This window comes from Pseudomonas sp. TH04 (genome assembly GCF_016651355.1).
Lineage (GTDB): Bacteria > Pseudomonadota > Gammaproteobacteria > Pseudomonadales > Pseudomonadaceae > Aquipseudomonas > Aquipseudomonas fluorescens.
In genome coordinates this window covers 2,616,270-2,629,108 of record NZ_JAEKEA010000001.1, presented here as the reverse complement: position 1 = coordinate 2,629,108, position 12,839 = coordinate 2,616,270, and the positions used below count along the sequence as shown (strand labels likewise).

Annotated in this window: 9 protein-coding genes; 7 read left to right on the top strand and 2 right to left on the bottom strand. The window is 57.4% G+C overall.

What is annotated here, in order from left to right:
- Window positions 1–41: 41 nt before the first annotated feature.
- Window positions 42–983, bottom strand: a complete 942-nt coding sequence (locus JFT85_RS11840) for a LysR family transcriptional regulator (protein WP_053254354.1) — start codon at window positions 981–983, stop codon at window positions 42–44.
- Window positions 984–1,543: 560 nt separating this feature from the next.
- Between JFT85_RS11840 and JFT85_RS11835 the strand changes: the two genes are divergently transcribed.
- From JFT85_RS11835 to JFT85_RS11805, 7 genes are all read left to right on the top strand, one after another.
- Window positions 1,544–2,506 (top strand): proline dehydrogenase family protein, encoded by a 963-nt coding sequence (locus JFT85_RS11835; protein WP_201229889.1) that lies wholly within the window; start codon window positions 1,544–1,546, stop codon window positions 2,504–2,506.
- A 10-nt stretch (window positions 2,507–2,516) separates the two neighbouring features.
- Complete coding sequence (locus JFT85_RS11830) at window positions 2,517–3,578, top strand: threonine aldolase family protein (protein ID WP_201229887.1); 1,062 nt, start codon at window positions 2,517–2,519, stop codon at window positions 3,576–3,578.
- Entirely contained in the window at window positions 3,575–4,879 is a 1,305-nt protein-coding gene (locus JFT85_RS11825) for a hypothetical protein (RefSeq protein WP_053254357.1), read from the top strand. Before JFT85_RS11830 ends, JFT85_RS11825 begins: the two co-directional genes overlap by 4 nt.
- 23 nt (window positions 4,880–4,902) lie before the next feature.
- Window positions 4,903–6,096: an MFS transporter gene (locus JFT85_RS11820; RefSeq protein WP_446739710.1), complete on the top strand. Its 1,194-nt coding sequence runs from the start codon at window positions 4,903–4,905 to the stop codon at window positions 6,094–6,096.
- Window positions 6,093–7,208, top strand: a complete 1,116-nt coding sequence (locus JFT85_RS11815) for an aminotransferase class V-fold PLP-dependent enzyme (protein WP_053254359.1) — start codon at window positions 6,093–6,095, stop codon at window positions 7,206–7,208. The genes JFT85_RS11820 and JFT85_RS11815 overlap by 4 nt, the downstream gene beginning before the upstream one ends.
- Before the next feature lie 247 nt (window positions 7,209–7,455).
- Complete coding sequence (gene gntB / locus JFT85_RS11810) at window positions 7,456–8,442, top strand: guanitoxin biosynthesis L-arginine gamma (S) hydroxylase (RefSeq protein WP_073637308.1); 987 nt, start codon at window positions 7,456–7,458, stop codon at window positions 8,440–8,442.
- Between the two features lie 93 nt (window positions 8,443–8,535).
- A complete protein-coding gene (locus JFT85_RS11805) occupies window positions 8,536–10,077 on the top strand; it encodes an alkaline phosphatase D family protein (protein ID WP_053254361.1) in 1,542 nt (513 codons plus the stop codon).
- 131 nt (window positions 10,078–10,208) lie between these two features.
- On the opposite strand, the gene JFT85_RS11800 is transcribed toward JFT85_RS11805, so the two are convergent.
- Window positions 10,209–12,734: a PepSY domain-containing protein gene (locus JFT85_RS11800; protein WP_201229883.1), complete on the bottom strand. Its 2,526-nt coding sequence runs from the start codon at window positions 12,732–12,734 to the stop codon at window positions 10,209–10,211.
- Window positions 12,735–12,839 lie beyond the last annotated feature (105 nt).

Genomic DNA, 12,839 nt, shown 5'->3' with positions numbered 1-12,839 from the left:
GTGAAAAGGCGACCTCGGGGTCGCCTGGCATCTCAACGGTATTACGTTCGTCTAAGCCCCCCTAATATGCCACCTGCTGGCGTCAGGCTGTCCGTCAGCACCTCCAGCAAGGTGCTGACCTTTGGCAGCGCCTGACGGCTTTTGACCCAGGCAAGGTGGATCGGCATGCCCTCGGTCGCCAAATGGGGCAGCACCTCCACCAATGTGCCCTCTTCCAACTGCTGATTAATCAGCCACGAGGGTAATTGCGCGATACCACAGCCTGCCATTACCGCCATCAACAACCCCTCTCCATTCCCAATCACCAACTGGGCGGGTACTGGCTGGCGCTTTATGGCGCCGGGGTGTGCGCCTGCGAAACTCCACGGCGTGATGTTGCCGTCCACCCAGCCATAGGCGATGCACTGGTGATGCTCCAGGTCTTGATCCGTGAGAGGCGTGCCGTGCTTGGCCAAATAGGCCGGGGATGCACAGAAGGTATGCCATTCACTGGCCAGGTAACGGTGCTCGACTCTTTCGGGCCAGACGTCCGCGCCGCCAATGCGTACGACCACGTCCACACCTTCCTGGAACGGGTCGATCAAACCGTCAGAGAACGTCACGTGGGGTATCAGCAGCGGATGATCCTGCATGAACCGCAGGAGGGTGGGGAGCACTTGGGCACGGCCGAACGCGCCAGGCAGGTCAATTCGAATCCGGCCACGCGGCTCGATATTTTCGACTTGCAGTGACAATTCGGCCTCTTCAAGGTCTGCAAGCACGCCGATGCAGGTGCTGTAGAACGCGGTCCCCGCATCCGTCAGCGCCAGGCGCCGGGTGGTGCGTTGAAAAAGTCGGGTGCCCAATCGGCTCTCCAGCCGCGCGATACTTTTACTGATGGCGGAGCCTGTCAAATTCATTTTCTCGGCAGCGGCCTTGAAGCTGCCGGTTTCCGCGACGCAGACGAACACATCAATGCCTTTCAAGCGTTCTGAGGAAAACATACACACCCTGTATCCATGAATTCAGTTCCACCTATCTGGTAAAAAAGATCATAAATCAGAACGTGGCGCGGCGGTAAGCTTAGTCCATGAACACCTGTCAGTGATTCGCTATAAACACTGTCATAAAAACGACCTATTTGATCGGCGAGGCAAGGATGCTGGTAACGGTAAAAAAATATTGGGTGGCGGTCAGTGTCCTGTTCTCGGCCCCTTTTATAGCGATCTCTTTTCGAGCAATAAACATGCTTGCTCTGGTTGCCCGTTCAAGGGGCGGCTTTGTTTTGCTCCCCCGGCGTTCTTTTGTATCAGGGCAGGGGTCAGAACGCTTCCCGCTGCTGCGGCGGAGCTGATCAATTACGTATCGTTCGGCATCGACAGCACACTTAACCTAATGAATTGGTATGCCCTTCTTATGCCAAACAAAGGCAGTTGTCAGGCAGGCCCCGCTTTGTCTAAAACACAGCGGCCTGGGTGCTGTTGGTAGTGAAGTTGTAGTGCGTTAACTGTGTTTTTTATAAGAATTCATGTGTGAGCAAACCCTCGTTAGCAAGGAGAAAGAAGTGCCGTCCAAGGAAATTTATACACTGGCGTGTGCAGGGCTCAAGAAGTTGGCGCTGAACCAGGAATGTCGCGACGCATTCGATAAAAACTCTTTATTTTTCAAATTGTTCGAGCAGGCTGCCCATCGTTATATTATTGCCTCTGACGCGCAGGAACTGAACCGTAAGCTGCACACATTGGCGGCTAAAGGCTACCAACTGGGTGTGGAGTATGTGGGTGAAGAGAATCATGACCCACAGGTGGTGCAGCGCTTCGTCGGCGAGTACCTGAGTGCCGTTCAACGGTTTGCCGACGCGGGTTTAAAACCACAGTTGGGCTTTGATTTAAGTGCTGTGGGGATGCTCATTTCTCAGGAAACAGCTTATCGTAATGCTTCGGCTATTTTGGCGGCGGCGGCTCAACACGATATTCCTGTAATGATCAGTATGGAGCACTCTTCGGCTGTCGATAAAATTCTGGAAGTGTATGCCGAACTTGCACCGGCTCATCTCAATGTGGGTATTACCGTACAGGCGCACTTGCACCGAACCGTCAATGACTTACCGCGCATCATCAGTTATGGGCGTAAAGTCAGATTGGTCAAAGGGGTTTATAACGAATCGCTCGATGTTGCTTTGCCCCGTGGTGAAGAACTGGATGATCGTTACTTGATGTTGCTTGATAATTTACTGGCCGCCAGTGTTCCAGTGAGTTGTGCAACGCAGGACCCCAACTTGATCAAGCGCCTGTTCGCGGGCGGTTATAACTCGAAGATCGAGGAGCTGGAAATGCTCCACGGCGTCCAGCCTGAGGTATTACGCAGCGCCAGGGAGGCAGGCCTGAACTGTCGGATTGCTGCGGTCTATGGCGACAGTTGGTACCTGCATTTCCTGCATCGTCTGGCCGAGTCGCCGGACAACGTTCTCGAGGCGCTTGCCGACTTCTACGACCCTTCCCGTATCACGTTTGGCGCAGGTTACTAACGGAGCAGTTATGTTTATCGATCTCAGAAGCGATACGGTCACCAAGCCAACGGAAGGCATGCGCAAGGCCATTTACAATGCGGAAGTCGGGGATGAATGTTTTGGCGAAGACCCGAGCGTGCGTGCGCTTGAAGAGTTTTGTGCCAATTACTTCCAGAAGGAAGCGGCACTCTTCACCACGGGCGGCACCTTGAGCAACCAGTTGGCTATCAAGTCCCTCACTCAGCCGGGCGATGAGATTTTTCTGGATGCGTCCTACCACATCAACTATTACGAGGCCGCGGCAACGTCAGCGTTTTCGGGGGTCAACTTTTCGCTGTCATCCCATGAAAACGGGTTGTTTGACGTCAGTGACCTTGAAAAGCTTTACGCGTCCCGTTGCCGATGGAATCAGAACTACGCCTTGCCTCGCGTGGTAGTGATTGAAAATACCCTGGGATGCAAAGGCGGCGCGATCTTCCCCTTGGCGCAGATGAACGAAGTCTTCAGTTATGCCAAGTCGATCGAAGCCTATCGTTACCTGGATGGTGCACGCATCCTCCACGCCTCTATCGCGTCCGGCATTGATGTGACCTCGTACACGGAAAACGCCGACCTCATGTCCATGTGTTTGTCCAAAGCACTGGGCGCACCTGTTGGCTCGATCATGGTGGGCACCAAGGCGTTGATACAGCGTGCCAAGAAATACCGTAAGTGGTTTGGCGGCGATCTTCATCAGGCCGGCATGATGGCTGCTGCCGGGCTTTATGCCATGCACAACAATATTGAGCGCTTGGCCGAGGACCATGAACATGCGGCCCTGCTGCATCGTTTACTCAGCGATATCGATGAGACGCCTGCGCATTACAAGGGCACGAACATGGTGACCCTGGACGTTTCTTCGCTGGGGGTGACGCCGATGCAATTCAGTACTTTCCTGAGCCAGCAAGGTGTTGCCGGCTTGCCCTATAACGCGCGGGAAATGCGCTTTATGCCGCACATTAATACCAGTCGTGCTGATGTTCTGAAGGCCGCCGGCATTATTAAAGCCGCTGTACGGGAACTGACGTCTGCGCGGGAGCTCGCCAAGTGATCTATAAGAAAAATATTGTTCTGATCGTCGATGCGTATTCGATTGGCAGTTTGATCGCACCCGCGTTCATGTCACGCGGGTACGAATGTGTGCATGTGCGCTCGACCGCCGAAGTGAATGGGTTTTACGAAGCTTGGTTCCGCACCGGGGACTTCATCCACGACATACTTTACCGTTCCGATGCCGAACTGCAGCAGGCACTGTCCGAGTACAACGTGCAGTTCGTACTGGCCGGTTGTGAGTTCGGCGTTGAGTTGGCCGCTCACCTGGCTGCGCAATTCAATGTTGCGCGCCATAACAACCCGGCCCACGCTGTGCGCTGGCGTGATAAGTATCAAATGCACGAGGCCTTGTCGCGGGCGGGTGTGCGTTCGATCAAACACTTCAAATCAGACGCGTTGCCGAGCATTCTGGAGTGGGTCAAGGAGCACGACATGTTACCGGTGGTGTTGAAGCCGGTTAAAAGCGCGGGCTCCGACAACATTCATATTTGTACGCAAGTCAGCGACATTGAACACGCCTTTGAGGTCATTAAATCCAGCCGCAATATCTTCCTGGAAAGTAATGAGACGATTCTGGTGCAGCAATATCTGGATAACTCGGATTTCAAATCCGAGTTAATGCTGAGCAAATCCAAGGACGTCGATATCGAATACTGCGTGAATACCGTGAGTGTCGATGGGCTGCACTATGTCAGTGAAATTATCCGCGTTTACCGCACCCGTATCGGTGCCTCGCCGGTGCATGACTACAACCAGCTGATGTGCCCGGTGGACAATGCCGACGTCTACAGCCGACTGTCGGGGTACATCTTTTCCGTGCTCGACGCCTTGGGTATCCGGCAGGGTGTGGGGCATAGCGAATTGATGATTGTCGATGATCAGCCCGTGTTGCTTGAGACGGCTGCGCGCATGCCGGGCGGCATCGATCTGTCGGCCTATACGCGTGCCTTGGGGCATAACCAGTTGAGCTTGTGGATTGACTCGCTGGTTAACCCTCAAGCGTTTCTTGATTACCGCCAGCAGCCGCGAAAAAAACTCTACTTTCATTCCAGCTGTGTGTTCCTGATCGCTCGCCAGGAAGGGCCGATCAAACGTCAACCGGACATCACGTCGTGGAAGGCGATCCCGGGCGTGCACAGCATAAAAATCCAGGACGAAGGCGTGCTTAAGCAAACGATTTCCCTGGAAAACTGCCCAGGTCACGTATTCATCCTCGATAGCAACCGCGCGAACATTCAGAACAGTATCGAATTGCTGCGTGAGCATGAGCCAAATGTCTACAGGGAAATGCTGGCATGAAAGAAGTCTCGGAGGGGCTGGTAATCCAGAGTCAAGCCAAAGTCTATGACCGGCCAGTGATCCTGCTGCTGTCGGCGACCTTCATCTTGACCATTGCCCGGGCGCTCGCGCTGCCCTATCTGGTTATTTACTTCTCTGAGGCGTTCGGTCTGGGAGTGGCGGATATCGGCCTTGCGGTAGGCGGGGCGTTGATCGTCAGTTCAGTCCTAGGGGTGTATGGCGGGTTTCTGGTGGACCGTTTCTCCAACTACCGGATCATGCTCGCTGCCGCCACAGTGTTTGCCCTCGCGTTTGCCGTGGCGTTCCAGGTCACCAGCCTGGTGCCGTTCATCGTCGCGATTGTGGTGGTGAACCTTGCCTATGCGGTGGTGGATATCGCGGTGAAATCCGGCATAGGTTTCCTGGTGACACCGGACAAGCGCGGCGGGGTGTTCTCGCTGAAGTACACCTTGACCAATGTCGGCTATGCCGTAGGCCCTTTTCTCGGTGTGCTGTTTGCCAACGTCAGTCCCGGCTTGCCGTTTGCGGTGGCCGCGCTGATCGGCGCGGTTTTTGTCGTGCTGTATGCGCTGGTGGGGGCGCGAATTCCTCGGCCGTCGGGCGTGGAAAATGGCGCGCAGGGGCCACGTTTTGCCAGTGTGTTGATGCATTTGGTGAGGAACTACCGACTGGTGTGTTTCACCATTGGCGGTATTCTCAGTGCGATCGTCTTCGGGCAATTCACTGCTTACTTGTCCCAATACCTGATCGTGACGAGCGACCCGCAAAACGCCTATCAGATAATCAACTACCTGGTGACGACCAACGCGTGTGTGGTTATCAGCCTTCAGTACCTGATTGGCTCTCGGATCAATCAGCACAATATGTTTCGCATGTTGATGCTGGGAATGCTGTTCTTCGTGGTCGGGCTGATGGGCTTTGCTTATGCACACGTCCCTGTTGTCTGGGTGATCGCGATGATTGTTTTTACCGTGGGCGAAATCATCATCATACCGGCGGAATACTTGTTTATTGATTACATTGCGCCCGAGGATATGCGCGGCGTTTATTACGGCGCGCAGAACTTGTCGAACCTCGGCGCCGCGCTCGGGCCGGTGTTATGTGGCATGGCGTTGTCGTTGTATGCGCCTCAGGCAATGTTCTATGTATTGTCCACGTGCATCGTGTTGGCCAGCGTTTTCTATTTTATGGGTTCACGGCACGGGGCTGAGCGATGATCCATTTCAATACGGCAGGTGCGGGGCGCGTTTCCTCTGAAACACTGCGTTTGATGCAGACTTACTTGCAAGAGGAATATGCAAACGGCGCCTATGAAACCGAACTGTCTCACGCGGCAACGCTGGACGGCGAAGTGTATGAAAGCATTGCTCGATTGCTCGGCGCCAAACCCCGCAACATTGCACTGTTCGAGGGGGCTACCAAGGCCTGGGTCACGGCGCTGAACGCGCTGAACTGGTCCTGCGGTGCGCGTGTCGTGGTCACGCCTTACGAGTACGCCGGCAACCTGATTGCGCTGTCCGAGTTACAGCGCCGCCACGGTGTCGTGATTGACGTCATGCCACTCTTGCCAAATGGCGACCTGGATCTGCAATGGCTCGCGCAGCACATGAGCGCGCAAGTCATGCTGGTCTCGGTGGTGCATGTGCCTTCTTGCTGCGGCATCGTGAATGATGTCGAGGCGGTGGGTCGTATCCTGCGCGATTTCCCCTGCTTCTACTTTGTCGATGCCTGTCAATCTGTGGGTATGCTGCCTCTGGACATGCTGGCAATTGGCGCTGATGTGCTGACGGCTGCGGGCAGAAAGTTTCTTTGCGGGCCTCGAGGCACGGGGTTTGCCTACCTGTCCGATGGTTTCCTGGCGGTTGCACAACCGCGCTTCACTGACCTGAGCAGAGCCTGTGTGGATGCCCGGGGGGGCGTAACACTGGGGGCCGATGATGCTCGGCGTTATGAATACGCCGAACGCAACAATGCGGCGGTTGTTGGGTTGAATCAGGCGATCAAAGAGCGCCTGTCGGTGGCCTACAGTATTGAGCATGGGCTGTACCGACACCTTTATCAGCAATTGGCACAGACCGCGCACATCAATGTGATCGCGCCGGGTACGCAACAGGCAGGAATTATTGCGTTTACCCATGATCGCTGTTCGGCAACCGAACTGGTCGCTTATATGCGTGCGCAAGGTGTGAACAGCTGGCCAGGTTATGCCTCGCACACGCCGTACTATATGTTGGGGCAAGGGCATGATCGTTTCGTACGCTTGTCAATTAACAACAAGAACACGCCAGAGGATGTCAGTGTGTTTATGAAGTTGTTGGCAGAGTTGTAACAAGCGCACGGTATAAAGTTGAGGGAGGTGCCGCGGGTTATGTCGCCGGTCATGTGAGATGGCCAGGGGCAATAAAAGTACGCTTCTTATATCATTCAGTCGATCAGCCGAAACGTTAATAAAGTCCGAAAGTGACTACGGGTATTGATGGGTGACCATCCATCTCAAGTCGTGTGACGGGCTGCCATAATATCGCGTATCAGCGTTAGTTGCGCTGTGCGCCTCAAGTTGAGGAAAAGGAATTCTGATGGGTAACGTAAATAAATTTAACCCTGGCGTTGAAGTGAAACAGCGACTGCGTGCACTGTACCAAAAGGACAACTGGCATTGGCTGTTGGCCGTATTGGCCGACGTGGCCGTTATCGTGTTGGCGGTCTATTTTGCCGATCGCTATAACATCTTGTACCCGCTGGCGATCTTGTTTATTGGGTCTCGGCAACGCGCCTTGGCTTCGCTGTTGCACGAGGCAGCGCACATGACGCTGACCCAAAGCAAGCAGCTCAACAAAATCATTGGCGAGTATCTGCTGGGCTATCCGATCTTTCAAAATTATGAGGCTTACCGCCGCTCGCATGTCCAGCTTCACCACCACAATCTCGGTGACCCCGATAAAGATCCGGACCATCGCTATTACATTGAGTCGGGCTTGTATAACGCGACCGACCGCTTCGATTTCCTGATCGGGCATTTGCTCAAGAGCCTGACACTGGCCAATACCTATCGCTACTTCCTCTACCTCGTGAAAAACCGTGCCGGGGATGTTGTGGCCAATCCGTCACAGGGCGTGAAACTGTTGGCAACTCACGCCGTGTTGCTGTTGGTGTTCAGCTACTTCATGAGTCCATGGGCCTATGTATTGTTTTGGCTGGTGCCGTATTTCACGGTGTTCCAGGTGATTGGCTGGTTATCCGAAGTCTCCGAGCACTTCGGCAGGTTCGGTGTCTACAAAGAAGAAGTGGAGCTCACCCGTAACCGTTTTCCTGCGTTGCTGGAGCGCTTGATCATCGGAATGCATGGCGATAACTACCACCTCACCCATCACCTGTTTGCCGGTATTCCGTTCTGGAACTTGAAGAAAGCACATGACGTGTTGATGGACGATGAGCGTTACGCGGCTGCCAACCGAGGTTGCGGTGGGATATTCACAGCCAAGGGCGATGCCAAATCCTGCATTGGTCAGATATTCGAGGCTTATCGCAGCGGAACAATCAGCGCGGTCTTCGTCACCGAGTAATACGTTGACAGCTAAAGCCCTAGTGGGGGCTGTCATAACCGCTTCATCCGGCCATGGTTAAGTTTCCCCTTTGACTATTCAGAGGGCACCTGCATGAGCCACTTCGACTTAGGCCGTCGCCGCGTGATGCAAGCCGTCGGCGCCGGTCTGTTGCTGCCGGGCCTGGCCCCGGCGGTGATCGCCTCGGTGAAAGACCGGCCGCAACTCACCGATGGTGTGCAGTCCGGCGACCTGCTGGGCGACCGCGCGATGATCTGGAGCCGCAGCGACCGCCCCGCGAAGATGGTGGTGGAGTGGGACACCCGCAGTGTGTTCAGCAACCCGCGTAAATTCATCTCGCCGCTGGCCGACAGCCGCACCGACTTCACCGCCCGCGTCGAACTCACCGGGCTGCCGGTCGATCAGGCGATTTTCTATCGCGTGCACTTTGAAGACGCCCAGACCGGCGTCGCCAGCGAGCCGTGGTTCGGCCACTTGCGCAGCGTGCCGCAACAGCGCCGCGACATTCGTTTTGTGTGGAGCGGCGATACCGTCGGCCAGGGCTTCGGCATCAACCCGGACATCGGCGGCATGCGCATCTACGAAGCCATGCGCCTGCGTCTGCCGGACTTCTTTATTCACAGCGGCGACACCATCTACGCCGACGGCCCGGTGCCCGCGCAGCTGACTGTTGAAGACGGCCGCATCTGGCGCAATATCACCACCGAAGCCAAGAGCAAAGTCGCGCAAACCCTCGATGAATATCGCGGCAACTACCGCTACAACCTGCTCGACGAAAACGTGCGCCGCTTCAATGCCGAGGTGCCGCAGATCTGGCAGTGGGACGATCACGAAGTGGTCAACAACTGGTCGCCGAGCAAGCAATTGGATGAGCGTTACCAGACCAAGGACATCAACACCCTGGTCGGCCGCGCACGCCAGGCCTGGCTGGAGTATTCACCGATGCGCCGGCAGAGCGCCGACGGTGGCGGGCGGATCTATCGCAAGCTCAGCTACGGCCCTTTGCTGGATGTGTTCGTGCTGGACATGCGCAGCTATCGCGGCCCCAACGATGACAACCTGGGCGGCGCAAAACCCTTCATCGGTCGCGAGCAACTGGACTGGCTCAAGCGCGAACTCAAGGCGTCCCAGGCGCAGTGGAAAGTCATCGCGGCCGACATGCCCATCGGCCTGGGTGTGCCTGATGGTGAGGTCAGCCCCGGTGTGCCGCGCTGGGAGGCGATTGCCAACGGCGACCCTGGCCCGGCCCAAGGCCGCGAGCTGGAGATTGCCGAACTGCTGGGCTTTCTGCGCGCTCAGCAGGTGCGTAACCATGTATGGCTGACGGCGGATGTGCACTACTGCGCGGCGCATCACTATCACCCTGATCGCGCGGCGTTCCAGGATTTCGAGCCGTTCTGGGAGTTTGTAGCGGGGCCGTTGAATGCCGGGAGTTTCGGACCGAACCCCTTGGATAAAACCTTTGGCCCGCAGGTGGTGTTCGAGAAGGCGCCGCCCGCGCAGAACACCTCGCCGTTTGCCGGTTTTCAATTTTTTGGTGAGGTGCAGATTGATGGGCAGACGGCGGAGTTGACCGTCATTTTGCGGGATTTGGATGGGGTGTCAGTGTTCGAGCAAAAACTGCAGCCGGTCTGATTTGAAATGCAATCAAATGTGGGCGCGGGCTTGCTCGCGAAAACGGAGTGTCGGTCACCGAATCTGTCGACTGAACCACCGTATTCGCGAGCAAGCCCGCTCCCACATTTTGACCTGTGTCTTTTCAGCGATCAGTACACATCCCGGCGATAGCGGCCTTGTTCAATCAAGCGCTCAACCGCCTCGCGGCCCAGCACGTCGTGCAGCACCTGATCCACACCTGTCGCCATGCCCTGCAAGCTGCCGCAGACATAAATCGCCGCGCCATCGGCCAGCCATCGACGCAATACGTCCGCCGACTCGCGCAGGCGGTCCTGCACGTAGATTTTTTCCTTCTGGTCGCGGGAAAACGCCAGGTCCAGCAGGGCCAGGTCGCCGCTGGCCAGCCAGCCTTGCAGCTCGTCCTGGCACAGGTAGTCGTGGGCGATATTGCGTTCGCCAAACAGCAGCCAGTTGCGCTGCTGACCATCGGCAATGCGCGCCTTGAGCAAGCTGCGCAGGCCAGCGAGGCCGGTGCCGTTGCCCAGCAGGATCAGTGGCGCCGGTGCCTGTGGCAAGTGAAAACCACTGTTGCGGCGCAGGCGCAGGCTGATGCCGGAGCCGAGGGTCGCGTGTTCCGTCAGCCAGCCGGAGCCCAGGCCCAGGCTGCCGTCGGGGTGCCGCTCCTGACGCACGATCAGTTCCAGCACGCCGTCGCTGGCAATCGAGGCGATGGAGTATTCGCGCAGGCCCAACGGCACCAACGCGTCCACCAGTGCCTGGGCATGCAGGCCGACCAGGTGCGTGCGGTTGTCCGGCAGTTGGCGGGTCGCGAGTGCCTGGTCGAGGGGGTGCGCCAGGCCGTCGAGCAGCACGCTATCGTTGCCGTTCAGGCCCAGGCCGGCGAGGAAGTGTTCAATCGCCTGGGAGCCATTGCGCGGCAGGATTTCCACCAGGTCACCGGCCAGCCAGTTTTGCGGCGACGGCGGCGTGAGGCCCAGCAGGTAGATGTTCGAGCCGACGCTGCCGCGGTTGAGCAGGGTGCGATAGGTCAGGGCCCAGTTGTCGTACTGGGCGGTTGGCCAGACCGTTGCCGGCGCGTGACCGGTGAGTTGGCCCAGTTGCTGCTGCCAGGTCAGCAAGGCCTCGGTGTCGCCGCTGTCAACTTCCACCGGGGCAAACAACGGGTTGCCGCCCTGGTGGGTCAGCCAAAAGTGCAGGCGCCGGGCAAAGCCGCAGAAGTGTTCGTACTGGCGGTCACCCAGGGCCAGCACTGAGTAATTCAGGCCTTTGAGCGACAGGTCCTGGCCGAGCACGCCGCGCTCAAAACCGCGAGCGCTGTCGGGGGCTTCACCGTCACCGAAGGTGCTGACCACGAACAGCGCATTTTCTGACCGGGTCAGGTCATCCTGGCTGACGTTGCCCAGGGGCTGCACATTTACCGGCATCCCGGCGGCCTGCAATTGCCCGGCAGTTTGCCAGGCCAGTTGCTCGGCAAAGCCACTTTGGCTGGCAAAGCCGATCAGCCAGGCCGGGGCGTCGCTGTGGTTGGCGCCGAGGCCTTTGCGGGCATCGCGAACCTGGCGCTTTTTGCGGCGACGGTCGAGGTACAGCAGCCAGCCGGTGATAAAGAACAACGGCATGCACAACGCGCTGACGGTCATGATGATGCGACCGACCAAGCCGAAGTAGCTGCCGGTGTGCAGCGCGTAAATGCTGGTCAGCCATTGCGCCTTGAGGGTTTTGCTCGCGTACTGAGCGTGGGAGGTGACCTCGCCGGTGGCCGGGTCGAGGTTAATCTGGTTCAGTGCCCGGTCATGGGGCGATGATTTGAGCAGGTAATACACGATGGCCGGTTGTCCGGCGACGGCTGGCATGCGGATGTTATAGGCACTCAAGCCGGGGCCGGCGTTGGCGTAGATGCTGCTCCAGATTGCCGCGTAGTTGGCCACTGGCGCCGGGCCCTCGGGCGGTGGGCCGTGCTTGCGCATGCGCTCGTTGTGCGGGGCGTCGGACAGCAGTTTGTTCAGGCCCTGGTTGTACCAATCGTAGGACCAATACAGGCCGGTCAGTGCGGCCAACAGATAGAGCAGCAGGCACCAGGTGCCGAACACCGAGTGCAAATCCCAGTTGAAGCTGCGGCCTTTTTTGCGCCAGTCCACGGTCAGCCAGGCACGCCAGTTCGTGACTTGGCGCGGCCAGCGCAGGTACAGGCCCGAGAGGCAGAAGAACAGCAAGATCAGCGTGCAGGCGCCGGTGATTTGCCGGCCGGTGTCGCCCATGGCCAGAAAACGGTGCAACTGCAGGATAAAGCCGAATACGTCCTGGCCGACGGCGTCGCCCATGTAGTCGCCCGTGTAGGGGTCGAAGTAGCGCATTTGGCCACGACGCTCGCCCGGCGGCGGGGTAAAGGACACGCGGCCGGCGTTGCCGCTTTCGCTTTCGACCCACAGCATCGACACGGTCTTGCCTTCGGTGGCTTCGAGTTTGCGCACCAGTTCGGCCGGTGGCAGCACGCCGGCTTCGCGTTTTTCGACGTGCAATACCGAGGGGTTGAGCGCCCGCAGCATTTCATCCTGAAACGAGACCGCAGCCCCGGTGATCCCCATCAACGCCAGCACCAGGCCGGCCGTAATGCCGAAGAACCAGTGCAACTGGAACAGGGTTTTCTTCAACACGTCTGACGGCCTCGCTCATCTGGGTAGTAGGTCACGGCGCGCATTATGCCGTGAGTTGTCGAGAAACATTCTGTTTTACACGCAAAAGCCCCACGCATCCGATGC